The sequence below is a fragment of the Castellaniella hirudinis genome (genome assembly GCF_042651965.1).
Lineage (GTDB): Bacteria > Pseudomonadota > Gammaproteobacteria > Burkholderiales > Burkholderiaceae_B > Castellaniella > Castellaniella hirudinis.
The window spans coordinates 490565-516203 of sequence record NZ_JBHSDY010000010.1 but is presented as its reverse complement, the minus strand read 5'-3'; the positions used below and the strand labels follow the sequence as shown (position 1 = coordinate 516203).

Here is a 25639-nt window from a genome sequence, read left to right as displayed (position 1 = left end):
ACCTCCTTGATCGTGCGGGCCTGTGGACGCGCGCCGGACCCCGCTGTCCCGGCGCGCCTGCGGGAGCGCCGCTCAGGCGGCCACCCCCAGGTACCGGTTCATGATCTCGGGGCGGGCGCGCAGCTCGTCGCTGGATCCGCTGAAGACGATGTGGCCGGTGTTGAGCAGATAACAGCGGCTGGCCATCGACAGCGCCGCAGCGACGTTCTGTTCGACCACCAGGATCGTGCGGCCCTGATCGGCCAGTTCCTGGCAGACCCGCATCAGGTCGCGCACGATCAGGGGCGCCAGCCCCTCGAAGGGCTCGTCCAGCAGGATCAGGCGCGCATCGCGGATCATCGCCCGGGCGATCGCCACCATCTGCTGTTCGCCGCCGGACAGCTCGCGGCCCTTGTTGGTGCGCCGCTCGTACAGCCGCGGAAACGTACGATAGATTTCCGCGTAATCCAGCGGTCTGGCCGCCGTCATGGCCGCGAGCTGCAGATTCTCGTGCACCGTGATCCCGCCGATCACGCGGCGTTCCTCGGGCACGAGCTGCAGCCCCAGGCGGGCGATCTCGTGCGCGGGCTTGTCGTGGATGGACGTGCCCTCGAACGTGATCGCGCCCGACTTCGCGGCCAGCGCGCCCGCAAGCGTCTTGAGCAAAGTCGATTTGCCCGCGCCGTTGCGCCCCAGGAGGGCCACGACTTCGTTCTCGCGGATCTCGACGGACACATCGAACAGGATGTGGGAATCCCCGTAATAGGTATTGATGCGCTCCGCGCTCAGCAGGCTCATTGTCCGAACCCTCCCAGGTAGGCGTCCTGCACGGACGCGTTGGCCTTGATTTCCTCGGGCGTGCCTTCGGCCAGGAAATTACCGTCGTACAACACCGTGATGCGGTCGGCGAGTTCGAACATGGCATCCATGTCGTGCTCGACGATCAGCACCGTGCGGCCCTTGCGGATGGTCTTGAGCAGAGCCACGGCGTGCACGCGTTCCTCGGGACTCATGCCGGCCAGCGGCTCGTCGAGCAACAGCACGTTGGCGCCCGTGGCCAGGGCCAGGCCGATCTCGACCCGGCGTTTTTCCCCGTAGGACAGCTCGTGGACCGGGGTGTCGGCGCGCGCGGTGAGTTCCACCATCCCGATGGCCGCCTCGACCTGCGCATGACAGCCCTCCACGCCCTCGATGGTCGCCAGGGCGTCAAAGCGGAACGGACCGCGTTTCTGGCCCAGCACCGACATCAGGATGTTCTGGCGCACCGTCAGGGCGTCGAACAGCTCGTTGACCTGATAGGACTTGCTCATGCCGAGCTGGCAGACCCGGGTGACCCCGACGCCGGTGATCTCGGCCCCGCGCAGATGGACCGAACCCGAGGTGGGCTGGATTTCGCCGGCCAGCATGCGGAAGAACGTCGATTTTCCCGCGCCGTTGGGCCCGATCAGACCGCGCAGCTCGCCCTCCTGGACCTCGATCGACACGCCCTTGACCGCCTTGAGGCCGCCGTAATGCTTGGCGATGTTGTCGGCCCGCAGGATCGGCGTACCGGCCGGCAGGGACGCCGATGCGCGCATCTGCAGCCGATGCCGGCCGGCACGCGCCGAAGCGTCCGCCGACCCGACCGAACCCACGGCCGCGGCGACCCGCCGGGCGGCGCGACGGGCCTGCCAGGCGATGTATTCGCCGCAGATGCCGCGCCGGAACACCGTCACCAGGACCACGAAGATCACCCCCAGGATCAGGCGCCAATACGGCCCCACCGCATCCACGAACTGCAGGACCTCGAACAGGTACAGCCAGATCAGCGCGCCCAGGAGCGGACCGAACAGCGTGCCCGCGCCGCCCATCACGGTCTGGATCACGACCTCGGCGGACGTGTGGATGTTGAAGGCATCGGGCGGCATATACCCCTGGAACAGGCCGAGCAGCCCGCCCGCAATGCCGCCAAAGCCCGCAGCCACCACGAAGATCGCCAGCTTGTAGGTCTGGATGCGGTGCCCCACGGCCATGGCGCGCTGCGGATTGTCGCGGATGGCCGTCAGGATGACCCCGAACGGCGAGAACGAAATCCGCCGGGCCAGTACGAAGCCGATGAAGAACATCACGGCCAGAAAGATGTACATCGGCCAACCCGGTCCGATCGTCTGGCTGAAAAAGCCCAGGTCGATCGAGGCCTCGGGGATCCCCGGAATCCCGTTCTCGCCGCCCGTCCAGTCGCGCAGCGGCCCGAATTCGAGGAAATAGATCATTTCGGCGAACGCCAGGGTGCTCATCGCGAAATAGATGCCGCTGCGCCGCAAGGTGAGGTAGCCGATCGCCAGCCCCAGCAGCGCCGCCGCCGCCACCGCCAGCAGCAAGGCCAGCAGCATGTTTTCGACGATGCCGCTGGTCATCAGATAGGCCGTCACGAAAGCGCCCGTGCCATAGAAGGCGGCCTGGCCGAAGGACAGCAGCCCCGCATAGCCGAACAGCAGGTCGAAGCCCAGGCCGAACAGGCCCCAGATCAGCACCCGACCCAGCAGGTCGGGGCCGGCCCCCACCAGCGGCGCCAGGAACGGCGCCGCCGCCAGGACGACGACGGTCAGGCCCTCGACCTTGTAGCGGCGCCGCAGGCCTGCGGCGGGCGCCTGGGCCGCGCTTTCGGCAACCGCCGCGCCCGGCTGCTGGATTGCCACGGAATCATCATGCCTGCTCATGCCCTGCCCTCCACTCCCAGGAAGCCCTGCGGCCGAACGATCAGGATCAATGCCATGGCCGCAAACAGCATGACATCGGAATACACGGGGTTGAACAGCGAGGTCAGGCTCAGGATCTGCCCTGCCACCAGCCCGCCCAGCACCGCGCCCGGGAACGAGCCGACGCCGCCCAGCACCACCACCACGAAAGACTGGATCAGCACACGGAAGCCCATGTCCGGCACGATCGACACGATCGGCGCATAGATCATCCCGGCGAAGCCGGCGGCCGCCGCCCCCACCCCGAACACCACCAGAAAGGCGCGCTGGATGTTGATGCCCAGCAGCCGGACCATCAGCGCGTCCTCGATGCCCGAGCGCACGATCAATCCCAGGCGGGTGCGGTAGAGCACCAGCCAGCACAGGCCCAGCGCCACGGCGGCGATCACCAGGATCTCGATCCGGTACAGGGGATAGGTCACGAAACCCATGTCGACGACGCCCTCGCCCCAGGACGGCACCGGCACGCGCTGGCCGACCCCGCCGTAGATGCCGCGGATGATCTCGACCACGACGATGCTGATGCCGAAAGTCACGAGAATCTGGTCTTCGACCGGCCGGCCGTAGAACCTCCGGATCAGGCCGCGTTCAAGCACCAGGCCTACAGCCATGGCCGCCAGCGCTCCGGCGACGATGCTCAGCACAAAGGACTCCGTCGCCACGTAGGCTGAGAATCCCGCATAGGCGCCCACGACGAACAAGGCGCCGTGTGCAAAATTGATCAGGCCCAGGGTGCCGTAGATGATGGTCAAGCCGGCGGCGATCAGCGCGAGCAGGATCCCGAGCGCCAGTCCATTGAAGACCTGAGACATGATTAAGCCGATTCCAGGCATATGTCCTCCTTGTCATACTCGAATGGAACGCGGCGCCCCTGCTGTCCCGGCACGGGCGCCGCGCGGCTGCGCTCAGGTGTAGTCGGTCATCTTGCAGCCGGCATAGCCGACCGGCGGCAAGGTGGCGACCCCGTCCGCAATGGCCACGATGTCCACCAGATCGTCCTTGTCCTTGATGTCGGCCGGCTTCTTGCCGCGGACGACGGTGAAGTTGGCGGCGCCGTCATGGTCCTCGGCGCGGAAATACGCCTCGCCGCCCATGGTGTACGGGCGCTTGTGGTTGATGCTGTCCTCCAGCGCCTTGACGACCTCGGCCGGGTAGAAGGTGCCGGCGCGTTCGATCGCATCGGCCCACAGCAGCGTGGTCATGTATGCGTTGTGCTCCGGGTCGCGGGGCTTGGCGCCGAATTTCGCCTCGTAGGCCTCGACGAAGTCGCGGGCGATCTCGTTCTGCTCGGAATAGGCATGCCAGAACACCATCGTGCCGTAGACCCCTTCCATGATCTCGGGGCCGACTTCTTCGAGCATGTAGGCGGGCATGTAGGGCACGCACATCTTCATGTGCTTCAGCACGCCGAACTGGTGCGCCTGCTTGGCCGAATTGACGGCGTCGGCGCCATAGTCATGATTGATCAGGATGTCGGCGCCGCTGTTGGCGATGTTGAGCATGTACGCGCTGTAGTCGGTCGCCCCCAGGGGATGGATCTGCGGCGTATCGATGGTCGTCCAGCCCTGCTCCTCGGTGAACTTCTTCATGAACTCGTGGATCGAGTGGCCGTAGTTGTAGTCCGGCACCAGATGGATGGCCTTCATGTTCTTGCCATAGGCCTCGGCCAGCACCGGCGCGATGGCCTTGGACGCCGTGTAGGCGTGGTGGCACAGGCGAAAGCCATAGCGGCGGCAATCCTTGCCGGTGGTGTCGCTGGAGCCGCTGATGATGGGAAAATACAGGGTCTTGGCGCGATCGCAGGTGTTCTGCAGCGCGATCGCCACCGAACTGCTGACGCTGCCCGCGATCATCATGGCCTTGTCCTGGCGGATGAAGCGCGTGGCCGCCTGCACGGCGCTGTTGGGCTTGGTTTCGGCGTCGCCGACGGCCAGCACCAGTTTCTTGCCCAGGATGCCCTGCTTGGTCAGCGGCGAGATCTTGCGCACACGCGGATCGCCGTTGTTGATCATCTCGGCGGCCAGCTCGAAACCGCGCTTCTGGCCATTGCCCTCGGCCGAATAGGGTCCCGTCAGGTCCAGCGTGAGCCCGGCGGTCACGGTATCCCCGGCCACGCCATCGGGGTAGTTGCCGAGTTTCGGATGATCCTTTTGCTGGGCCAGCGCCGCCTTGCCGTAAAAGGCCGGAATCGCCAGAGCGCCGGCGGCGCCGGCGGAAATCTTGAGAAAACTGCGGCGCGGGGCCGAGCCGGGTATTTCAATACGCCGATTCTGGTGTGTCACGATGATGTCTCCTGTTTCCTGTGATGAGCGGGATAAAACAAGGATGCGCACCGTCATGAATGGCAAATTCCGATATTCGCCACCCAAACAGGCCGCTATATGCACCAGACACCGGAAAACAGAATACAAAAATACAGATTGATATTATCCGGGCTGGCAATTCTAATTATTTTGAATTTCAAAAATTCAGCCGTAGATTATCAAAGAGGATTTTTTGACGCCGCCTCGTTTCTGACAAAAAATCATGCGTTTACGACTTTTCCAGGAGAGCTAGGGAAAACACCTGAATGCGCGAAACACGCACAAAAAAAGGCTTGCGGGGCAATCACCCGCAAGCCCGAAAGAAAAATCGCGCATCACCGGAGTGCGTGCGCGAGCAATGGAAAACATATGAAATACGAGGATCTCCGGCAATATACCGGAGGCCCTCGGGATAATCAGGCGGCCTATATCAAAAACACAGGCGCAAAATCACCCAATACTATTAACACACCATTCTTACGCCAAACTTACAATGCAAAACAGGGGCGGATCACTGGATCAACTGATTGATCTCGATGATAGGCATCATCACCGCCAGCACGATCACCAGCACCATTGCGCCCATGGCCAGGATCATCACCGGTTCGAGCACGGCGGTCAGGGTCAGGGCCCGGCGCTCCAGATCGGCGGCCAACGCCTTGGCCGCGCGCTCGAGCATGGCGGGCAATTCGCCGGTGCGCTCGCCGCTGCCGACCAGATGTATCAGCAGCGGCGGAAAGACCTTCTGCGCCTGCAAGGCCTGGGCCAGGGCCCCGCCTTCACGGACCCAGCGGGCGGCATCGGCCGCGGCGGCCCGCAATTTGCGATTCCGCAGCGTGCGTCCTGAAGCCTCCAGCGACTCCAGCAGGGGCACGCGGCTGCCCGTGAGGATGGCCAGGGTGGCGGCAAACCGGGCCACGTCCACACCCTGAATGTAGCGCCCCAACACCGGCAGGCGCAGCAGCCTGGCGTGCCAGGCCAGTCGGGCCGCGGGAGACCGCAAGCGCAGACGCCATAGCGCCAGCACGAGCGCCAGCCCCGCGATCAGCCAGAGCCCCCACGCCTGCGCGCCTGCGCTCGCTGCCAGCAATACGCGCGTCAGCCAGGGCAGCGCCTGATGCGCCTGCGTGAAGGCCCCCACCACCTGCGGCACCACGTAACTGAGCAGGAAGATCACGATCGCCACCGACACCACCGTGACGATCCCCGGATAGATGAAGGCGGTCAGCACTTTGTTGCGCAAGGCGCCCCGCGTTTCGAGATAGTCGGCCAGCCGCTCCAACACGCGGTCGAGGTCGCCCGACTGCTCTCCGGCATCGACCAGCGCCCGATAAATATCCGGAAAATCGCGCGGATGCGCGTCCAGGGCCTGGCCCAGGCGCAAGCCGGCGCGCACATCGTCGCACACGGCCGCCAGCACCCGTGCGACCTGCGGGCGTTCCGCCTGCTCCAGCGTCGCGCGCAGCGCGGCCTCCAACGGCAACCGGGCCGCCAGCAGGCTGGCCAACTGGCGCGTCAACCACCCCAGCTCGGCATCCCGCAGCCGTGCGCGCACGTCGATGCCCGCGCTCCCCCGGCGACGCGCCTCGACCACGCTCAGGGGCAACAGTCCCCGATGGCGCAGCATCTGGCGGGCGCCCCGCTCACTGTCGGCTTCGATCCGCCCCCGCTCTTCGCGGCCGGCGGCATCGACCGCCTCATACTGATAGGATGGCATGTCGGTGGCCTTCGTTATTTCACGGATCGCGCGCGACGCGCTCGATCTCGGCCCGGGCGACGATGCCCGCTCGAACCCAGCGTTCGCCGTCCTGGCGCAGATCGAGCATGCCGCCGCGCTTCGCGGCGTCCCGCAGGGCCTGTTCCCCACAATTTTCGTGGACCATGGCACGCAGCGTGTCGTCCAGCACGAACAGCTCGTGCACGCCGGTGCGGCCGCTATGTCCCGTGTGCCCGCACGCCGGGCATCCCGCCGGATCACGTTCGGCCGTCCCGTCCTCTCCGGACCGGCGGCACTCGACACACAGCTTGCGCACGAGCCGCTGCGCCAGAACGCCCTGCAGCGTGGAGGCCAGCAGGAACGATTCCACCCCCATGTCCAGCAGACGCGTCACCGCCGACACGGCATCGTTGGTGTGCAGCGTGGCCAGCACCAGGTGGCCGGTCAGCGAAGCCTGGACGGCGATCTCGGCGGTTTCCAGATCCCGGATTTCACCGATCATGACCACGTCGGGATCCTGGCGCAGAATCGCCCGCAACGCCGAGGCGAACGTCAGATCGATGCGCGGATTGACCTGCGTCTGGCCGATGCCGAGCAGGTCGTACTCGATCGGATCTTCGACCGTCAGGATATTCGTCGTCGCGGCATCCAGGCGGCTGAGGGCCGCGTACAGCGTGGTGGTCTTGCCGCTGCCGGTCGGGCCGGTCACCAGCACAATGCCATGAGGGCGCCGGATCAGTCCGTCCAGCCCCTGCAGCACGGCAGGCGCCATGCCCAGACGGTCCAACTGCAGGCGGCCCGCTTCCTTGTCCAGCAGGCGCAGCACGACCCGCTCGCCGTGCCCCGTCGGCAGCGTGGACACCCGCACGTCGATGGGCCTGCCGCCCACGCGCAGCGCGATGCGCCCATCCTGCGGCAGGCGCTTTTCGGCGATGTCCAGGCTGGCCATGACCTTGATCCGCGACACCAGGGCATTGTGCAGCGCGCGGCGCGGGCTGACGATGTCGCGCAGCGTGCCGTCCACCCGGTAACGCACCACCGAATGGGTCTCGAAGGCCTCGATGTGGATATCGCTGGCGCCATCGCGGGCGGCCTGGGTGAACAAGGCATTGATCATGCGGATGATGGGCGCCCCCTCGCGGGTGTCGAGCAGGTCCTGGATCTCCGGCAGGTCCTGCAGCAGACGGCCGAGATCAACGTCGTGGGCCGCCTCATCGACGATGGCGGCGGCGTCTCCTGTATGGACATAGGCTGCAGCCAGCAGCGTATCCAGCGCCTCGTCGGATACTTCCCGCACCGGGATCACGCCGTGCACCCGGCGGATTTCCGCCAGGGCCCACGGCGGCGTACGCGACGAGATCGTCAGCGTATCGCCCGCCGTGCCGGTTTCCAGCAGGGCGCGCCAGGTATGCGCCCAGGCGTAGGGCAGACGGTGGCTCATGGCCGCTGGACCGGCACGGTCACCGCCGCCGCATTGCCCGGCAGCGGACCGCCCGGGGGAGCAGCCGGCGCAGACGAAAGTTCGTCGGCGCGCCGGAAACCGCGCAGATCGAGCAGGCCCGTGTCCGGATCGCGCTGCAGCCCGGGCAGGTCGGTCACGGCGTCGTCGGGCATCAGCCACGATGCTTCGATCGGCAGGCCCGCCTGCGCCGCCCGCATGAAGTTATAGCGATCAAGCGTCAAGCGGGCGCCGTCCTGGGCGGTGCGCACGATATGAGGCCGCAGGAACAGCATCAGGTTCGTCTTGCTGTGGCTGCGCTTCTGGTACTTGAACAGATTGCCCAGCACGGGGATGTCGCCCAACAGGGGGACGGATGCCGTGGAATCGTCCATCATGTCCTCCAGCAGACCGCCGAGCACGATAATCTGGCCGTCGTCGACCAGCACATTTGTCTCCAGGGCCCGCTTGCGGGTCACGATCGAACCATTGGTCAGCGACGAGGCCGGATCGAGGCTGCTGACCTCCTGGTACAGGGCGAGCTTGACCGTGCCGCCCTCTGAAATCTGCGGCCGGATGCGCAGGGTCAGGCCCACGTCTTCGCGCTGCACCGTCTGGAAGGGATTGCTGGCGCCATCGCCCGAGGTGGTATAGGAACCCGTCACGAACGGCACCGTGCGGCCCACGATGATGCTGGCCTGCTCATTGTCCAGCGTCATCAGATTGGGCGTGGACAGCACATTCACGCCGCCCTGCTTCTGCAGGGCCCGGGCCAGGACGCTGAGATTGAGAATCTGCGTCCCCAGGGCGCTGACCGTCCCGTTGACGACGCCCAGGTTCAGGCCCTGGCCCAGGGCGTCGATCGTGGTGCGTGTGCTGGCCGGATTCAGGCCGATCCCCGTGCCCCCCAGGTTGGCGCCGCCGAAGAACGCGGCGCCATTGCCGTTCAGGCCGTTGCCGCCGGCCATCCATTGGACGCCGAACTCGGCGGCCTTGTCCGCATTGACCTCGACGATCAGGCTTTCGATCAGCACCTGGGCACGCCGCTGATCGAGCTGGTCGACGACCTCGCGCAGGCTGCGGTACAGGGGCTCGGGCGCCGAGATGATCAGGGTATTGGTGGTGGAATCCGCCTGGATCGTGGCGCCCGCCGCCGAGAAGGCCAGATTCTGGCTGCTGGAGACCGGCAGCGCCGGCGCGGCGACGCCCGCCTGGGACGACGACGCGGCATCGGGCAGGCCCGGCTGTGCCATCGCCCCCTGCGAAGCGGCCGCAAGCGAAGCAGTCCCGAAGGACGATTCAGCGCTCCCGCCCTGCCCCATCAGCGCCCCGCGCAGCACCTCGGCCAGATGGGTGGCCTGCGCATTACGCAAGTAGACGACATGCAGATTCCCGGTGCGGGATTCCGGGGTGTCCAGGCGCAGGATCAGCTTGCGCGCCTGTTTCAGGCGTTCGGGCGTGATGGCGCGCAGCAGCACCGAATTGCTGCGGGGATCCGCCAGCACGGACACGTCCCGGGTCTTGCGGCCGCTGCCGTCCTGCAGCAACTGCTGCGCCAGGGCGGCCACGTCGAGTGCCACGCCGTATTCGATCGGCACGACGTCCGTGTTCACGGCCAGCGGCGTGTCGATGCGGGCGATGATCTGGGCGATGCGATCCAGATTGTCCGCATAGTCGGTCACCACCAGGGAATTGCTGCCTTCCTGCGCGGCCAGGGTGTTGTTGGCCGCCACCAGAGGGCGCAGCACCGGCACCAGATCGGCAGCGTTCTCGTAGCGCAGGGAGAAGACACGGGTCTGCAGTTCGCCCCGATGCATCGGCTCCGAACCCGACACCACCGTCCCCCCCAGCAACTTGGCATCGGCCTCGGGCACGACGCGGCTGACGCCGCCGACCTCCACCACGGCAAAGCCCTGCATGCGCAGGGCGCCCAGCAGCATGGCATACGCCGTGTCGGCATCGACCGGCGTGTCCGACACCAGCGTCAGCTGGCCGCGCACGCGCGGATCGACGACGAAATTGCGGCCGGTGTAGCGGGCCAGGGCGCGGACCACCGAACCCAGCTCGGCCTCCTGGAAATTGAGCTGGGTCATCGGCCCGCTCGTACCGGAATGGGCGGCCGCGGGCGCCTCGGGCCGTTCGGGTATGGGCTGCAGCCGGCGCGGGCGCTGCGCCTGCCGGAGGCCATCAGGCGCAGCGCCCGGGCGCCCGGCAGGCGCCGGCGCCCCGGATCCCACCGCGGTATAGACCACCAAAGGCGATTCCTGGGCCTGACGGGGGGCGTCCGTCGCCGCGCAGCCGCTCAGGGCCAGCAGGGACAGCATCAGAGTCAGGTGTCGGACAGTTTCTGTTTTCATGAATGCATCCGCAGGGGAGTTGCTCCGTCGGGACCGGCTTCAGGTCCCAGGACATCCAGCAGGCGGCGCAACGCAGCCTGTGTTTCGATAGGGGCCGAATCATCGGGCCAGGCCTTGCCGTCGAAGCGCAGCCGGCCGGCCGACGTCACCGTCCCGGCGCCCTCCAGGCGCAGGGGACCTTGGTCCGTCTTCAGCCTCAGGGCATAGACCGGCTCCGGACCGGCGGCGGCTTCCACCGAGAGGCGGTACTCGCCCAGCGGCACGACGCGGCTCAGGGCGGAACGGGCGTTGCGCCAGCGGGCCAGCAACAGGGGCTGTCCCGGTGCGGCTTGCGGGCCGCTACGGCCGACGCGGAGATCAGGCCACTGCAGCAGCAGCTCCCCGCCGGGCTCCAGCGTATTGAACACGGCATGCAGAGTCGTCAGGACCACTGCCGGAATGTGCAGCGTCTGGCCGGAAATATGCAGTCCGTCCCAGGCCGGGCGGATCTCCAGCGGGCTGTGCAGCCAGGCGTGCGACAACACCAGGCGCGGGCCGCCGGCCCATGCCAGGCGCCAGCGCAAGGGTTCGGGCAGACTGCGCCGCAAAGGCCCTGCGCCGACGGCCAGCGAGACCTGCGCCGACCACAGACTGCCCTGGGCCTCGGTGACCGTGACGGGCGCGGTATCCGGCACCCAGGCCATGATCCAGCGGGCCGGCAGCACGCTCAACGCCGCCAGGGCAGCCACGGCGGTCAACGCCAGGACTGCGGCCAAGCGCGCCGGCCCTGCTGTGTGCCGCGCGCGCCGGTCGTCGCGCTGAAGAGAGGCCGGCGCGTTCATGGCGTCTCCTCTATCGACAGCGCCAGTTCGACGGTGCCGCTGAGCAGGCCTGGACGGTCCCGGCCATCGACGTGGCTGCGCGCCAGATCGAGACGATGCACCCGTACCCGGGCGATTTCGGGCAATTGCGCCAGCCAGGCCAGCAGGCCTGCGGCAGGCGCGCGATCCACCACCAGCACCTGCCGCATCGGGTCGCCTTCCACGCGCGCCGTCCCGAAACGGCCATGCGCCTGCAGGCCGGCCTGTCGCAGACTGTCCTGCAGTGCGGCGACAGTTTCCTCGACCGGCATGGATCCGCGCCGGCTGCGGCTCAGGGCACGGGACTCCAGCACGATGGCCTCGAGTTCGGCTGCCTGCGCCTGCAGCACGGGCAGTTGCTCCTGCGTCCGGCGCAGCGTGTCAAGCGCGGGTCGCAAGCCCGCCAACCACAGGACGGCAGCGCCCAGCAGCAAAGCCGCCAGGCCCAGCAGGCGCCGTTCGCGCGGGCTCAGACGCCGCCAGGACGCACCCCAGCGGTCCAGCAGGGTCTGCGCCCGCGCGTTCCAGGCATCCCGCCGGCGCAGCATGTCCGGGCCGTTCACTTCCCGTCTCCCGACGGCCGGGCCGCACCTTCGGCCACATCCGGCCGAGCCGCATGCCAGACATGCGGGCGAGCCGCATCGCGTTCCAGCCGGATCCCCTGCCCGGCGGCCGTCCGCGCCAAGGCGGCCTCATCGACCGGCGGCCGGTAGCCCTCCGCCAGCGTCAGCGTCAACCGGCCGTCCGCGTAGCCCAGGCCGAGCACGTGGCCCTGCGCAAACCCCAGAACCTGAGCCGTGGCCAGGGCCAGAGGCATGAAGTCATCGGCGGCCTCATCGCCGCCGGCCAGCCGCAGGGCGTCGCGCTGCTGCCGGGCCTGACGCAGGGGATCGACGACCACGGGGATCTGCGGGTAGGCCTGTTGCACGGTCCGGCGCATGGACTCGCGCAGCGCGTCCAGCCGACCGCCCTGCCGGGCCGCATGAATGTTCAGGCCCAGGACCCAGACCGCGCAGGCGACGGCGGCCCAGGCGAGCGGCCGGCGCCAGCGTCCCGCACCGCCCGCCGGGCGGCGGGCCGGACCGGCGAAGGACCAGGCAGGCAGGGGCGCCAGCCAGCGGGGTCCTGCGGGCAGTTCGAGGGCCCGGTCAGGATGCGGGTCACCCTCCGGCAGGGCCAGGGCGTGCGGCACCAGGGACACGACGTTCAGGCCTGCAGACGCCAGCAGCGACCAGGCCCGCTCCAGAGGGTCGCGCGCCGTCCACGCCACGGCCACCATACCGTCGGTCTGGCGCGGACCGTGGGCCACCAGCAGATGATCGGGATCGGACAGCGTCATGGGTTCGATGCTGCTGCGGACCGCGTCGCCGAGCCGCCGGGCGGCGACGGGCGGCACCGTGACATGGGTGACCACCGCGTCGCCGTCGCACACGATGGCGTGTACGGGCCAGGCGCCCGCCAGCGCCGCCAGAGGCCTCAGGTCCAGTTGTCCCGAACGCAGCAGGCGGCCGTCGCGGCCCACCAGTGCAAAGGCCAGCGGCACGACAGGTGTCAGTTCCGACAGAGGAGGCAGCAGCAGCCGTACGTGTTGTCTCTTCATTCTTTTTATCTTGTCATCCGTAGCTGACCCAGCGGACCGAGGCTCTCCCCTGCCTGTCCCGCTGGAGCAAGGCTCGCAGCCCGACCATCGTATCACCCACCGAAACCTCGCCCGCCACGCTGAACCAATCGCTGCGCACATCCAGGCGACGCATCCGGCTCGCTTGCAACGTCGGCAGGCGGTTGACGAGATCGCCGCGATTGACGAACCACAGTCCCCGGTCGCGCTGAGCGGCCAGGTCTCGTGCCCCGGCCAGCCCCAGCCCCTCGATCACCGCGCCCAGCACTTCGGCCGGCGCGGTATTGGCATTGAGCGGCACCGTCTCGGGCAGGTAGACCGCATAGGGCCGCAGCGCCTCCACCCCAGGCAAACCCAGTCCCTCGATCCCCTGCAAGTCGTCGAGACTGCGCAGGCCCATCGCGACGGGCGCCCTCCCCGGCCCGGGCTGGCTGTCGGCAATCCGCTGTGCGAGCGCACCGGCCAGGGCCGGATCCCGTCCCAGCCATTGCAGCAGTCTTTCCAGGGAAGCCACGGCGGCGGGGCTGGCCCGGCCGTCCGCCGCCAGGTCGCGCAGATTGAACTTACCCTGCGCATCTTCGATCCGACCGGAAAACAGTGCGGCCCGGGGGTTGTCGGCCGGCCCCACGGGCAGGTCCGCCAAGGTCTGCGTCCACAGACCGTCGAGCCGAGTCGTGGCGTTCTCACGCGCATCCAGATGCAGGATGACCCGGGACCAGTCCAGCCCGCCGCGCAGCAGCCAGTGCGCCTGGGCCAGATGCCGTTCGGTGGACAGGATCCGCACCAGCCGGCCCTGCCCTTCGATCAGCGCCATGGCCAGCACGGAAGCGGCGATCACGACCAGCATGGCGGCGATGACCGCCATGCCGCGTTGACGGAACTCGGCGGTCCTCATGGCAGCAGCACCACTTTGCGGTAGGCCCGCCGGGCGCCGGCCTCCTGGCGGTGCAGCACGAGCTCCAGGCCCACAATCCCGTCCGCCGGCACGGTTTCCATCCCCGCACGTCTTCCGCCACGGGCGGGCGGTCGCGGCGCGGCGGCCCCATCGGCCGACGCGGCCTGCGGGTCCGCCCACCCCTGACCGGAGCGCCACTCACGCAGCGACCAGGCACGCATGTCGTCGAGGACCGCGACCGCCATTCCCGGTTCGGGCAGCGGCAGACGATACGACGGCGCCCCGGCCGCCCGGTAGAGGACGCCCTGGTCCACGTACCAGTGCAGCCGCTGCCACCGCCCATCGCCCGTCGAACGCACCAGGAACAGCCCCGACTCGCGAGTCCAGGCGATGCCTGGCGCCGGGAACGCCAGGCCGGGCGGCACCGCCTCGCCCGCAGCCGCCTGCCAGGCAGGCAGGACGTCCGACCCGGCATGCCGCCGCAAGTCGCGCTCCATCTGGCTCAGGGCACGCACCAGGGACAGCGTCTCTTGCGCGCGCGCATCGAGCCGCTCGGAAACACGGTGCACGGCATCCAGGCCGCGCCAGGAAATCAGGCTCAGAAGCGCCAGCAGAAACAGGGCGACCAGCACCTCGATCAGGGTGAATCCACGCTGGGAAGGAGGCGGGCTCTTCATGGCAGACGCGAGGCCAGGCCGTCGAGTTCGGAAAGCACCTGGCCATCCGCCCCCAACTGAACACGCACCGTCACACGGCGGAAGCGCGCATTGGGCGTGGCCTGCACCCACTGCTCGCATTGCAGGGCCAGATCCGCCTGCGGACAGGGCCGGCGATGCCGGCCGAGGACCGGAAAGTCTCCCTGCAGGCGCATTTCCGCCAGGACGTTTTCCGCCGACTGCAGGGCCAGGCTGCGCAGCCTGAACGCCTGCGTGCCGCCGATGCCCACGCCCAGCGCGCGGATGCCGGCCGCCAGCGCGACGCCGACGATGGCCAGCGCCACCAGCACTTCGACCAGTGCGAAGCCGCGCTGGCGATCCCCGTGCCCGCAACGGCCCGGCGCGCTCATGGCCGGACCTCGTAATGGCCGTTGCCCGACCGCGAGAGACGCACGACCCGACCGCCGGCGCTCAACGTGACGTCGAGCGGCCCATGGATCCAGTCGCCATCGAAGACCAAAGCGCCGCCGGGCCGGATGTCGACCGACACCGGTCCGTCCGAAAGCCACGCGCGCGGGCGCAGGGGGGCATCCGCCGCAAAGCGCTGGTCCTGCATCCGGGACGAGCGGGCCGCCACCCGCGCCGGCAGCACCAGCGGGCGCGGCAGCCGCTCGAACGCGAACCCCCGCTCGCCGGGTCGCCAGGCGATGCGCACGCCGACGGCCCGGGCCTCGGTCTGGGCCGTCATGAACAGCCCCGCCAGCCTCTGGGCATCCTGGCGCAGCGTGCGCATCTGCGCATCGCCGAACGCGGACACGCCGGCCGCCCCCATCGCGACACCCACGATGAGGAGCACGACCATCGTCTCCAGCAGTGTGAACCCGCGCTGCGGGTCACCGCGCATCGATTCCGATCTCGGCATCCACGCCCTCGCCCCCGGGCTTGCCGTCGGCGCCCAGGGAAAACACATCGACCTCGCCCCGCACGCCGGGATTCAAATACTGATAGGGAGTGCCCCACGGATCGCGGGGCACGCGGTCCATGTAGCGGGATTTGCCGTCCGGCCCGCCGGCCAGGATGTCCAGTCCCTGCTCGACGGTCGGGTAGCGGCCGTGGTCCAGGCGATAGAGCTTGAGCGCCTGCTGGATGGAAGCGACGTCCTGCCGGGCCGCGATGACTCGGGCCTGGTCGGGACGGTCCATGACGTTGGGCACGACGAGCGCGGCCAGGATGCCCATGATGACCACCACCACCATGATCTCGATCAGCGAAAAGCCGCGTTCCCGCGGCGCGCGGGGAAGGAAAGAACCTGATTTCATGATGCTCCACGATGAGCGGACCTCCGGTCCGCCTAGGAGCCGGCCCACGCGACGCGCGACCAGCACTATACTGAACAGCTTCGACGTTCCGGACCACGCGCCCCGCGATCCATGCCCGTCCTCTCTCTTCCCGCCGCCGACTTCCTGCACCGTCACGCCCCCGGCCTGCTGCACGGCGCAGCCCTGTTGGCGATCGCCGGCGGCATCGGCCTGTGGGGCGCCTTGCTGCTGGCGCCGCAACCCGATCCGGCGCCTCCCATGCTGACGGTGGAACCCGCTCCGGCGCCTTCCCTGGACACGCTGGCCGGCTGGTTCGGCAGCGGCCGGGGCCGCCTGCAGGTGCGCATGACCGGCCTGATGGCCGCCGGCCCCAGGGGCACGGCGATCCTGTCGATCGACGGCGCGCCGGCGCGTGCCTTCCGCGTCGGCGACACGCTGGCTCCCGGCGTCACGCTGGCCGAGGTCCACGCCCACGGTATCGTCGTCAGCCAGGACGGCATGGACGAGGCCATCACCGCGCCCGCAGCAGCGGCGCCCGCCCCGGGTTTCATCCCTGCGGGGCCGCCGCACACCGGCCGCTAAACGCATCCACCGCCCCGCCACGCGCTACGCCCCCAACAAGGCGGCGATGCCCGCCGCCGCCAGAAAAGGCCCGAAACCGAAGGCTTCGCCCGGCGCCAGCCGACCCACCATCCGACGCACGAGCGCCACCGCCAAACCCAGGACGGCGGCCGCGAACACGACGCGAGGCAAGGCCGCCCACCCCAGCCAGGCCCCGAGTGCGGCCAGCAGCTTGAAATCGCCCCGGCCCAGGGCTTCCCGCCCCGTCATCACCCGGAACACCTCGTTGACGCACCAGAAAGCCAGGTAACCGCCCGCTGCGCCCATGACCGCATAGGCCAACGGCGCGAAGGTCTCGTCCATATTGACCAGCAGGCCCAGCCACAGCAGCGGCAGCGTCAGGCGATCCGGCAAAAAACCGGTCTCGGCGTCGATCCAGGCCAGGACCAGCAGGACCGACACGAAAACGATGGCGGCCAGGGCCGCGCCCGTCGGCCCGAAGCGCCAGGCGCATGCCAGGGCCAGCAGCGCCGCCGCCGACAGGAAAATCCGCCGGCCCATCCAATGGGCGGGCATCGGCTCGGCCGGCAGGGCGTCATCCAGGGTCCGGGGCAGCCACCAGGCGGCCCGGGCCAGCGGCACGGCCAACAGCAACGCAAAAACAAGGGCGGCGCACCCGGTCGCCGCCGGTGCCAGATTCCATGTGATCCACAGCATGCTCATGCCCCTCCTACCCGCTTCGGACCTCGCCTCAATGCGGCCACAGACGGGCCAGCAGAGACGGCGACGCCGGCGGCGGCGCATCGGAGACCAGCCGGAAACCCACGTGCGACATGGGGCTGGCGGGGTCCGCCGCCTGACGCGCGCTGGGCCGGTAGGACAGGCAATAGTTTTCATTGCACAGGAACGATCCCCCCCGGATCACCCGCTTGGGCGCGCGGACCGGCACCCCTGGATCGGACGGATCGTAGGACCGGGACGGTCCGTGCGGATCGTCGATGGGGCTGCCCTGCGCGGCCTTCGCCTGGCGGGCGAAATAGCGCGCATCGTACCAATCGGCCGCCCATTGCCAGGCATTGCCCGTCATGTCGTACAGTCCGTAGCCGTTGGCCGGAAACGACGTCACCGGCAGCGTGCCGGCCGCGCCGCCCGCCTCGGGTTTGACCACCGGAAAAGTGCCCTGGCCGCGATCCCAATAATTGGCCATGGGCCGCCCATCGGGCATCAATTCGTCGCCCCAGGCGTAGGTAGCCTGTTCCAGTCCGCCGCGCGCGGCGTATTCCCATTCGGCCTCGGTCGGCATGCGCTTGCCCACCCACTGGGCATAGGCCTGGACGTCGGCATAGCTGACCTGGACCACGGGGTGGTCGCCCTTGCCTTCGATCGAACTGCCCGGTCCTTGCGGATGCCGCCAGTCGGCGCCCGGCACGTAGCGCCACCACTGGCTGTAATCCGACAGGTCCACCGGCGTCGTCGTGCCGACGAACACCATGGCCCCCGGCACCAGCACCGCATCGGACGGCCTGGGCGTGCCGGGCGGCAACTGGACCCGGATCGTGTCCCAATCGGGCTTGCGTTCGGCCGTGGTCACGTAGCCGGTCCGCCGCACGAATTCGGCGAACTGGTCGTTGGTGACGTGAGTGACATCCATCCAGAACCCCCGCACCCGCACGGGATGAGCCGGCTTTTCGTTGCGCTGCGCCAGGCGGCTGTCGCTGCCCATCAAAAAGACGCCGGGCGGGACCCAGGCCATGCCTGCGGGCGTGTCCTGCCCGTCGCCCAGAATGACGGTCGGCTCGACCGCCCCCGCCTGCGCGGACGCCTGAAACCAGGCGTAGCCCCCCGCCGCCGCGACCATCAGGATCGCGGCGGACAGGGCGACGAATCGCGGGCGGATACGCGGGCGATCAATAGACACTGGGCGGATAGACGCAGGTCTTGCCGAGTTGCAGGCTGATGATGTCCCGGTCGAAACCATCCGTCAGGCTGTCGGGCGGGCTGCCGGCCGTATGGCCGGCGAAATCATAGACGCTGGATTTCTCCCAGCCGCTGTAAATACGGCCCCAATTGTCAAGGTCAGCCTGGTTCACAATGCCGTCGGTATTGCCGTCACCCTCGCAGACGACCCCCGAAGCCAGCAGGCGATCCATTCTGACCTTCAGATCCTTATAGGCCTGGTCTTCTTCGATGGTCCAGCCCGGCTTGGGCGTGCCGTCGAGATTGATCTTGCTCGCGCCGTCCCGATCGAGCATAACCGCGTTGCCCTTGGCCTGATCGACCTCGTAGAACTCGACCTCCACCTCCTTGATGATGCCCTCGACCGTGTCGAAGCGTGTGAAGGTGTTGCGCACCAGCTTGTAGCGCTCGTTACGGACGGCTGCGGACTGATCCGGCAAGATCTCGTACATCAAGGCAGCATTGTTCGTGGCGTAACGAACCTGATTGACCTTGGCGCAGGTTTCGTAGGTTTCCGTATCGTCACCGTCATACGGAGCCAGGGGGTCATGCCCCACGCCCCACCAGAAACCGCCGTTATCCTCGCACACCGACTTCGAGGTGGGGATTTGCGTGCAGGTGCCCGGGCTCGTCCCCACGACGCAAGGCCCGTTGCGTCCGCCGTTGGCCTGCTGGTTCAGGCCGCCGATGGTGAAGTTGGCCTGGCGCAAGGAGGGCTGCGCCGGATTCTTCAGATACGCCTGGATCCCCACGGAGTCGACCGGACGGGACACCGGCAATTCCTGGCGCACGTCGATGCCCGCCAGTTCACCGAACAGTTCGAACAGGTCCACCCCGTTGACCATATGCTCGACGTCACGGTCGGGCTCCGCGACCCCGCGCCCCGCCACGATCAGCGGCACCCAGACGCCGGTCTGGTAGGCCGTGCCCTTGGCACGGGCACCGTCAAAGGGCAATTTGACAGCCGTGCCCAGCGACCCGTTGTCGCCCACGATGACGATCACAGTGTTGCTGGCCTCGGGATCGTAGTTCAGGCTGCCGTCGGGATTCCAGGTCGCAATCCCGGTTTCCACCAGCAGGCGGCCGAATTCAGTGTCCAGGGCCTGGGTCATGCGATTCTGCAGGGTCCGCAGGGTCGTGGCCGCCCCAGTGCTGGTGCAGTCGAGATTGTCGAATGCGGTGACACCGGCCAGATCGGGCATCAGGGCTGCGGGCGGCTGCTGCCAGGGCGTATGGGCCGAGGTATAGCTGACCGTGGCCATCCAGGGCTTGCCGGCGGCGCGCGCATTGATCCAGTCGATGGCCGCATCTGTTTCGATGGTCGTGCGATAACCACGGGCGCGCGGATCCTGGGGCGGCACTTTTTCCTCCCGGCCATTGTCCAGGATCATCAGGGGCGAGACGTAATAGGCGTTGTAACGGGAGAAGTCGATGCCGGCCGGCTTCACGCCGCAGGCAGTGACCCCCGGATCGAGAATGCCTCCGGCCGCCAGGCATTGCAGGCCCGCCACATCCGGCCCAGTCGTCGCGTCGACCAGCTTGCAGCTATTGTCCGGAAAATAACAGGCGCCGCGCGCGGCGCCGACTGGTGCGACCGCCGCCCCAGGCACGAAGCCGCACGTGGCGCCGCCCGAAGTGGCGCCACCGCCGGCCTGCACGTCGATCGAGTCGGGCAGGCCGCCGATCCAGCCATAAAAATAATCCCAGCCAAACTGGGCCGGGCCGGTATTGACCGCCTGATTGTTTTCCGGCCCGCCCAGGTGATACTTGCCGAACATGCCGTTTTCGTATCCCGCCTTTCTCAGCAGCTGGGGAATCGTGACCTCGTAGGGCGAAAGCTGTGAATTGGCCAGGTCGCTGGGTCCAATGGCCTGGTAGATACGGGTGCGCGTGGGGTAGCGTCCGACGAAGAAACTCGCCCGCGCGGGCGAACATTCCGGCTGCGACCAGGTATTGCGAAAGCGGATGCCCGCCTGGGCCACCGCATCCATATTAGGCATTTTCGGGGGATTGGCGCCGCCATAGCCGAACGACGTCATCTGATCGATGCCGACGTCGTCCATCATGACGAAGATAATGTTGGGCTTGCCGGATTCGGCCGGCGCCGCATCCGCCACCCGGCGGCTGGAGCCGCCGTCATCGCAAGCAGCCAGCAACACGACTGAACCGACCGCCGCGCATCCAGCAAGAAACGAGCCTCTTTTGTCTCTTTTCATCCCCACCCCTTTTTACCTTTGTAAACGCATTGAAAGGAAAAAGTTAATCTATGTCAAGAGATGAAAAAGATTTAACCTTCAGCAACCGCCTATGAAATGCCGTCCGTCGTCGGAGACGATTGACCGACCGTACCGGCAATGATCTGCGCCAGCCAAGCATCGCGGGAACCCGTTTCGGGAATTTGCAGCAGGCCATCCAGCAGGAGCAGCGCCAGACCATGCACCAGCGCCCAGCAGCCGTGCGCGCGAGCCCTCTGCTGCTCCGGTCCGGCGTCGGCGTTCAAGTGCCGCATCAAAGCATCGAACGATGCCGCGCGGGCCTGATTCAGCTCGGGAGCGTCGTCTTTGAACCGCCGGGCGCTGAACATCAGGCGGAACAAGGCCGGTTCGGCCAGCGCAAATCGTACATATGCAAGGCCGCTTTGCAGCAGGAGGCCGCCTGTGCCGGCCCGGGCATCCGTGACCGACGCCAACTGTCTGGCCAGGCGCCGAAAACCTTCGGCTGCGATGGCCGCCAGCAGGCTGTCCTTGTCCGGGTAATGCCGGTACGGCGCCATGGCCGACACCCCGGCACGGCGCGCCAGCTCTCGCAGCGAGAGAGTGTCCGGCCCCTGCTCACGGACCAGCTTGATCCCCTCGGCCAGCAGCACCTGGCGCAGGTCGCCATGGTGATATTTTTTTGTCGATTTTTCTGCGGATGCTAATGTTGACATCGTACACATTGATCAATAGAATCAGCATGGATTTGATGTTTACATTGTAAACAAATCCTCAACCATTGCCGTGGCCCCTACCCGGCTCCAGGCGGCACAGATAAGGCAGTTCATCATGACACTCTTGATCGCAGGTCTGATCCTGTTCCTTGGCGCCCACTCGATCCGCATCTGCGCGGACGGATGGCGCAGCCGGCAAATCGCCCGCTTCGGCGCAACCGCCTGGAAGATCGGCTATTCGGCGGTTTCACTGATCGGCCTGGGCCTGATCATCCTGGGTTTCGGCCAGGCCAGGCAAGCCCCAGTCCTTCTATGGACACCCCCTGCCGGCATGCCGCATCTGACCGCTCTGCTGGTGCTGCTCGCCTTCATCCTGATTGCCGCCGCCTATGTGCCGCGCAACCACATCAAAGCGCGCCTGCATCATCCGATGCTGCTGGGCGTGCAGGCCTGGGCGCTAGGCCATCTGCTGGCCAACGGCGAACTCGCCGACATCATCCTGTTTGCCAGCTTCCTGGTCTGGGCCCTGCTGGATCTCAAGGCGGCTCGCCGGCGGGACCGGGATCAGGAGACACGCTATGCGGCGGGCGCGCTGCCGGGCACGATGTTCAGTCTCGTGGCCGGCGTGCTGATCTGGCTGGGTTTTCTTGTAAAGCTGCATGGGGTGCTGATCGGGGTGCCGGTGCTGGGGTAGGCTGACAGGCCGCGGGAACAATAGAAGGGAAATACCATTCATGGCGCTGAGACTTCGATTTATTGCCGGGCGTTACACGATTGCCCGCCTCCCCCCCGACAGTTCGATTCCCGGCTGGGCTTGCGGACCAGGTTTTTCCGCCATCGTCCGCGCCGATGACGAACTGACCATCGTTTGCATGGAAGACCGGGTGCCGGACACGGTCGAAAGCGAACCGGGCTGGGCCTGTCTCCGGACAATCGGCCCGTTTGATTTCCAGGCGGCCGGGATCGTCCATTCGCTGATCACCCCTCTATCCACCCATGGCATCGGCGTGTTTGTCGTATGCACATTCGACGGCGAGCATGTGCTTGTTGCCGAGAGCGACCGCATCAAAGCGCGTGATCTGCTTCTTGCTGCGGGCCATGAGTTCTTGCACGAGCCCTGAGTCCCGGATGTGGCGAGCCCTTGCATGGGGTGCAAGGGCTCGCCAAAAAACAAGGGTCCACAGACCGAAATCTGTGGACCCTTGGCAATGCTGGTCGGGACGGCGGGATTCGAACTCGCGACCCCTTGCACCCCATGCAAGTGCGCTACCAGGCTGCGCTACGCCCCGAAAGAACGTGATTCTAGCATAGAAATTTTCACACTGCTTGCGATCCAGCATGTGCTGCAAACGACGGGTTCGGCCGGCGCTGCTCGACGTACAGACAAGGCCCGTGCTGCTTCTTTGCCTGGGCCTTGGCCTCGCTGGCGGCCTGGGCGATCTGGTGGCGCGACTGGTAGGCGCCAGGCTCCACGGATACAGCGCCCAGCGACAAAGTCGGCAGGTCGTAGCGCCTGCGCCGGCCCTGGCGGTCTTCGGCCTCGTAGCCGCCCGCCGCCGCCCTCCCCGTCTCATCCAGCAGACGGGTCATGCCCAGGGAAAAATCGTCCAGCATGGCTTCGCAACGCGCCCGCCAATCCGGGCTGCGGAACAGCAGGATGAAATCGTCGCCGCCGATGTGCCCCAGGAAGTCCTGGCCGGCGTCGGTATGCACCGACAGGACCCGCCCCAGCAACTGGATCACGTCGTCGCCGCAGCGGTAGCCGAACACGTCATTGAAGGGCTTGAAATGGTCCAGATCGGCATAGCACACCACAAACGTCTGGCCGTCGGCCAGAAAGCGCTGGATCCGCCGGTCGATGGGCACGTTGCCCGGCAGTTGCGTCAGCGGATTGGCATGCTGGGCCGCACGCAGCTGCAGGCGGTTGAGCGCCTGCAGCAGATCCTGGCTGGCGCCGATCCCCAGGTAGCGGCCCCGGCCGGTGATGATGAAATCGTTGACCAGGCCATGGCCCTCGGCCTCGGCCAGCCAACGGCTGAGCGTCATCAGCGGCGTGTGCATGTCCACGATCAGCGGTGCGGCGTCCATGAACAGGCGGCAGGGCTTGGGGCCGTACAGTTCGCGCTGATACGGCAATGAGAACCGCTCGATCAGACTGGCCCGGGTCAGCATGCCGACCGGCTCGTCCTCGTCCACTACCGGCAAGGTGTGCCATTCGGGATGGCGCCGGAACAGGTCGAATACCGCCTCGTTGGGCAGCGTCGGCGATACGCACGGCATGCGGCGCAGCAACTGCAGCGCACGGCCTTCCGCCCCCTCGTGGGACGGGTCCGTATCCAGACTGCCGCGCGAATCGGCGATCCGGCGCTGCGCCAGGCTGGCCGTCAATTCGGACCAGCGCGTCCGGGCGGGTTCGGCCGCAGGGCGTTCGATGTAATAGCCTTGAGCGCAGGCCACGCCCAGGCCGGCGACACAGGCCAGCTCATCCAGGGTTTCGACACCTTCGGCGACGACCACGGCTCCGGCCACGGTGGCGATGTCGCAGACTGAACGCAGCACCTGCTGGCGCAGCAAATCGTTCTGGATGCCGGCCGTAAAGATTTTGTCGGTCTTGATGAATTCGGGCCGCAGTTCCAGCCAGCGCCCCAGGTTGGAAGAACCGGCCCCCAGGTCGTCGATGGCGAACTGGACGCCCCGGGCGCGCAGCCGGGTCGCCGCCGGGCCCAGACTCGGGCAGCATCCGCCCGGGTTCTGTTCGGTGATTTCGATCACCAGGCGCGTCGGGTCCAATCCCGACTCGGCCAGCAAGGCGGCCAGGCTCAGCGCTCCATCGGCCATATGCAGCAGCGCCATGGGACTGATGTTCAGGAACAAACGGCCGGGCAGGTTCAGCGCCACAAAGCGCTGGATCACGACGCGGCAGGCGCGGTATTCGACCTGAACGCCCAGATCGCGGGCGCGCGCCGCTTCGAACAGATGATCCGGGGCGTGCAACGGGCTGCCTTGCGGTCCCCGGATGAGCCCTTCGTACCCCAGGAGCGTGCCTTCTTGCATCCACAGAATGGGCTGGAAGGCGGCGCTCAGTTCTCCCTGGAGCAGCAGCACGGTCACGCCGTCCTGCTCGTCATGACGAGCGCTGTCGGGCAGTAGCGGTTCACACAGCTCGGGGTACGAGAGACAGGTCATGAAATACGCTGTAAGGCAAAGTAACGCTTACATTAAATGAATTTCATGACACTCTGATGAATCCGCCCGCGGCCCGGCTGCGAAAGATCAAATACCCTGGCTATAGCAAGCCCAACTGCAAGCGCGCCGGTTCGCTGATCATTTCGCGGCTCCAGGGCGGATCCCAGACCAGGTCGACCGTGGCCTCGTCCACGCCTTCGATGTTGAGCAGCTTGTTGCGGGCCTCGTCGGCGATCATGGTGCCCATGCCGCAGCCGGCCGCCGTCAGGGTCATCTTCATTTCGATGCGGAAACGATCGGGGGCGCCGGCGGGCAGGACATTGCATTCATACACCAGCCCCAGATTGACGATGTCCACGGGGATCTCGGGGTCGTAGCAGGTGGACAGCATGGCCCAGGCGGCGTCCTCGACGGATTCCGCCGTGGCGGGGCCTTCATGGACGTGGCGGACGTCCTCGATCGGCTCGAAGCCCAGGGCGTCGCCGTCCTTGCCCTCGATGCGGTAGAGATTGCCCTCGACCATGACGGTGTAGGTGCCGCCCAGTTGCTGGGTGATGACGGCCTCGCAGCCCGCCTCGATGGTGACGGGCGAGCCGTAGGGCACGGTGACGGCCGGGCAGTCCCGGTTGACGATCACTTCCTGACGATTGAAGCTCATGAGCTTACCTTTGACCTTCTCTTTGGTTCATCGCATTACTCAGTGACGGCCGTATCGCCCGCCTGGACGATGGCGTTGTGCAGGGTATGCCAGGCCAGCGTGGCGCACTTCACCCGCGACGGAAATTCGCGCACGCCCGACAGGACTTCGAGCTTGCCCAGATCGCAATCCGGGTGGGCTTCGGTCAGCATGGCGTGGATGTCGCGAAACAGCGCCTCGACCTGCTCGACCGGCTGGCCGCGCACGGCCTCGGTCATCAACGAGGCCGACGCCGTGGAAATGGCGCAGCCGTGGCCGATGAAGCTGACGTCCTGGACGATGCCGTCGCTGACCTTGGCGTAGACCGTCAACTGGTCGCCGCACAGCGGGTTGTGCCCGTCGGCGCGGTGCGACGCGTCGTCCATCGCATGGAAATTACGCGGCTTGCGGTTGTGATCGAAGATGACTTCCTGGTACAGGTCGCGCAGGCCGTCGTCGTTATCCCTCATGG

General features: G+C 67.2%; 26 protein-coding genes and 1 tRNA gene. 4 read left to right on the top strand and 23 right to left on the bottom strand.

Features of this window, described 5'->3' with window-relative positions; genetic code table 11:
• Nucleotides 1-72: 72 nt before the first annotated feature.
• The 4 genes from ACFO0J_RS16060 to ACFO0J_RS16045 form a co-directional block, all read right to left on the bottom strand.
• A complete protein-coding gene (locus ACFO0J_RS16060; protein WP_376814085.1) occupies nt 73-777 on the bottom strand; it encodes an ABC transporter ATP-binding protein in 705 nt (234 codons plus the stop codon).
• A complete protein-coding gene (locus tag ACFO0J_RS16055) occupies nt 774-2678 on the bottom strand; it encodes a branched-chain amino acid ABC transporter ATP-binding protein/permease (RefSeq protein WP_376814084.1) in 1905 nt (634 codons plus the stop codon). The genes ACFO0J_RS16060 and ACFO0J_RS16055 overlap by 4 nt, the downstream gene beginning before the upstream one ends.
• Nucleotides 2675-3529: a branched-chain amino acid ABC transporter permease gene (locus ACFO0J_RS16050; protein WP_376814083.1), complete on the bottom strand. Its 855-nt coding sequence runs from the start codon at nt 3527-3529 to the stop codon at nt 2675-2677. The genes ACFO0J_RS16055 and ACFO0J_RS16050 overlap by 4 nt, the downstream gene beginning before the upstream one ends.
• 93 nt (nt 3530-3622) lie before the next feature.
• On the bottom strand, nt 3623-4999 hold the full coding sequence (locus ACFO0J_RS16045; RefSeq protein ID WP_376814082.1) for a substrate-binding protein: 1377 nt from the start codon (nt 4997-4999) through the stop codon (nt 3623-3625).
• A 99-nt stretch (nt 5000-5098) separates the two neighbouring features.
• Between ACFO0J_RS16045 and ACFO0J_RS16040 the strand changes: the two genes are divergently transcribed.
• Nucleotides 5099-5551 carry a hypothetical protein gene (locus ACFO0J_RS16040; protein ID WP_376814081.1) on the top strand — a complete coding sequence of 151 codons (453 nt, stop codon included), beginning with the start codon at nt 5099-5101 and terminating at the stop codon, nt 5549-5551.
• On the opposite strand, the gene gspF is transcribed toward ACFO0J_RS16040, so the two are convergent.
• The 11 genes from gspF to gspG are packed head-to-tail and all read right to left on the bottom strand — an operon-like array spanning nt 5532 to nt 15859.
• Nucleotides 5532-6737 carry a type II secretion system inner membrane protein GspF gene (gspF, locus tag ACFO0J_RS16035; RefSeq protein WP_376814080.1) on the bottom strand — a complete coding sequence of 402 codons (1206 nt, stop codon included), beginning with the start codon at nt 6735-6737 and terminating at the stop codon, nt 5532-5534. The genes ACFO0J_RS16040 and gspF overlap by 20 nt on opposite strands.
• A gap of 19 nt (nt 6738-6756) precedes the next feature.
• A complete protein-coding gene (gspE, locus tag ACFO0J_RS16030) occupies nt 6757-8178 on the bottom strand; it encodes a type II secretion system ATPase GspE (RefSeq protein ID WP_376814079.1) in 1422 nt (473 codons plus the stop codon).
• A complete protein-coding gene (gene gspD / locus ACFO0J_RS16025; RefSeq protein WP_376814078.1) occupies nt 8175-10532 on the bottom strand; it encodes a type II secretion system secretin GspD in 2358 nt (785 codons plus the stop codon). Before gspD ends, gspE begins: the two co-directional genes overlap by 4 nt.
• Nucleotides 10529-11353, bottom strand: coding sequence for a type II secretion system protein N (gene gspN / locus ACFO0J_RS16020; RefSeq protein ID WP_376814077.1), 825 nt, complete (start codon nt 11351-11353; stop codon nt 10529-10531). Before gspN ends, gspD begins: the two co-directional genes overlap by 4 nt.
• On the bottom strand, nt 11350-11934 hold the full coding sequence (gspM, locus tag ACFO0J_RS16015; RefSeq protein WP_376814076.1) for a type II secretion system protein GspM: 585 nt from the start codon (nt 11932-11934) through the stop codon (nt 11350-11352). The genes gspN and gspM overlap by 4 nt, the downstream gene beginning before the upstream one ends.
• Complete coding sequence (gene gspL / locus ACFO0J_RS16010; RefSeq protein ID WP_376814075.1) at nt 11931-12971, bottom strand: type II secretion system protein GspL; 1041 nt, start codon at nt 12969-12971, stop codon at nt 11931-11933. Before gspL ends, gspM begins: the two co-directional genes overlap by 4 nt.
• 13 nt (nt 12972-12984) lie before the next feature.
• Nucleotides 12985-13884: a type II secretion system minor pseudopilin GspK gene (gene gspK, locus ACFO0J_RS16005; RefSeq protein WP_376814074.1), complete on the bottom strand. Its 900-nt coding sequence runs from the start codon at nt 13882-13884 to the stop codon at nt 12985-12987.
• The gene (locus ACFO0J_RS16000; protein ID WP_376814073.1) at nt 13881-14561 is read right to left on the bottom strand and encodes a PulJ/GspJ family protein; all 681 of its coding nucleotides are present in this window, start codon (nt 14559-14561) and stop codon (nt 13881-13883) included. The genes gspK and ACFO0J_RS16000 overlap by 4 nt, the downstream gene beginning before the upstream one ends.
• On the bottom strand, nt 14558-14950 hold the full coding sequence (gspI, locus tag ACFO0J_RS15995) for a type II secretion system minor pseudopilin GspI (RefSeq protein WP_376814072.1): 393 nt from the start codon (nt 14948-14950) through the stop codon (nt 14558-14560). Before gspI ends, ACFO0J_RS16000 begins: the two co-directional genes overlap by 4 nt.
• Nucleotides 14947-15444 (bottom strand): prepilin-type N-terminal cleavage/methylation domain-containing protein, encoded by a 498-nt coding sequence (locus ACFO0J_RS15990; protein ID WP_376814071.1) that lies wholly within the window; start codon nt 15442-15444, stop codon nt 14947-14949. Before ACFO0J_RS15990 ends, gspI begins: the two co-directional genes overlap by 4 nt.
• Nucleotides 15434-15859 (bottom strand): type II secretion system major pseudopilin GspG, encoded by a 426-nt coding sequence (gspG, locus tag ACFO0J_RS15985; protein ID WP_376814070.1) that lies wholly within the window; start codon nt 15857-15859, stop codon nt 15434-15436. The genes ACFO0J_RS15990 and gspG overlap by 11 nt, the downstream gene beginning before the upstream one ends.
• 111 nt (nt 15860-15970) lie before the next feature.
• Here gspG and ACFO0J_RS15980 point away from each other — a divergent pair, with 111 nt between their 5' ends.
• Nucleotides 15971-16441, top strand: a complete 471-nt coding sequence (locus tag ACFO0J_RS15980) for a type II secretion system protein N (protein WP_376814069.1) — start codon at nt 15971-15973, stop codon at nt 16439-16441.
• Nucleotides 16442-16465: 24 nt separating this feature from the next.
• Here ACFO0J_RS15980 and ACFO0J_RS15975 read toward each other — a convergent pair whose 3' ends face one another.
• The 4 genes from ACFO0J_RS15975 to ACFO0J_RS15960 form a co-directional block, all read right to left on the bottom strand.
• Nucleotides 16466-17137 carry a prepilin peptidase gene (locus ACFO0J_RS15975; RefSeq protein WP_376814068.1) on the bottom strand — a complete coding sequence of 224 codons (672 nt, stop codon included), beginning with the start codon at nt 17135-17137 and terminating at the stop codon, nt 16466-16468.
• A gap of 34 nt (nt 17138-17171) precedes the next feature.
• Nucleotides 17172-18278, bottom strand: coding sequence for a formylglycine-generating enzyme family protein (locus ACFO0J_RS15970; protein WP_376814181.1), 1107 nt, complete (start codon nt 18276-18278; stop codon nt 17172-17174).
• A gap of 49 nt (nt 18279-18327) precedes the next feature.
• Nucleotides 18328-20535, bottom strand: coding sequence for a sulfatase-like hydrolase/transferase (locus ACFO0J_RS15965; RefSeq protein ID WP_376814067.1), 2208 nt, complete (start codon nt 20533-20535; stop codon nt 18328-18330).
• Between the two features lie 146 nt (nt 20536-20681).
• Nucleotides 20682-21242, bottom strand: a complete 561-nt coding sequence (locus tag ACFO0J_RS15960) for a TetR/AcrR family transcriptional regulator (RefSeq protein ID WP_376814066.1) — start codon at nt 21240-21242, stop codon at nt 20682-20684.
• A 178-nt stretch (nt 21243-21420) separates the two neighbouring features.
• Here ACFO0J_RS15960 and ACFO0J_RS15955 point away from each other — a divergent pair, with 178 nt between their 5' ends.
• Together ACFO0J_RS15955 and ACFO0J_RS15950 are read left to right on the top strand one after the other, a co-directional pair.
• Entirely contained in the window at nt 21421-21999 is a 579-nt protein-coding gene (locus ACFO0J_RS15955) for an NnrU family protein (protein ID WP_376814065.1), read from the top strand.
• Nucleotides 22000-22039: 40 nt separating this feature from the next.
• Nucleotides 22040-22426 carry an ACT domain-containing protein gene (locus ACFO0J_RS15950; protein ID WP_376814064.1) on the top strand — a complete coding sequence of 129 codons (387 nt, stop codon included), beginning with the start codon at nt 22040-22042 and terminating at the stop codon, nt 22424-22426.
• Between the two features lie 91 nt (nt 22427-22517).
• Here the strand turns inward: ACFO0J_RS15950 and ACFO0J_RS15945 are convergent.
• The 4 genes from ACFO0J_RS15945 to sufU all read right to left on the bottom strand — a co-directional run bounded on the left by ACFO0J_RS15945 (nt 22518) and on the right by sufU (nt 25637).
• Nucleotides 22518-22594 (bottom strand) — tRNA-Pro (locus ACFO0J_RS15945).
• 28 nt (nt 22595-22622) lie between these two features.
• Complete coding sequence (locus tag ACFO0J_RS15940; protein ID WP_376814063.1) at nt 22623-24491, bottom strand: GGDEF domain-containing protein; 1869 nt, start codon at nt 24489-24491, stop codon at nt 22623-22625.
• A 100-nt stretch (nt 24492-24591) separates the two neighbouring features.
• On the bottom strand, nt 24592-25149 hold the full coding sequence (sufT, locus tag ACFO0J_RS15935) for a putative Fe-S cluster assembly protein SufT (protein WP_376814062.1): 558 nt from the start codon (nt 25147-25149) through the stop codon (nt 24592-24594).
• Nucleotides 25150-25184: 35 nt separating this feature from the next.
• On the bottom strand, nt 25185-25637 hold the full coding sequence (gene sufU, locus ACFO0J_RS15930) for a Fe-S cluster assembly sulfur transfer protein SufU (protein ID WP_376814061.1): 453 nt from the start codon (nt 25635-25637) through the stop codon (nt 25185-25187).
• Between the last annotated feature and the right edge of the window lie 2 nt (nt 25638-25639).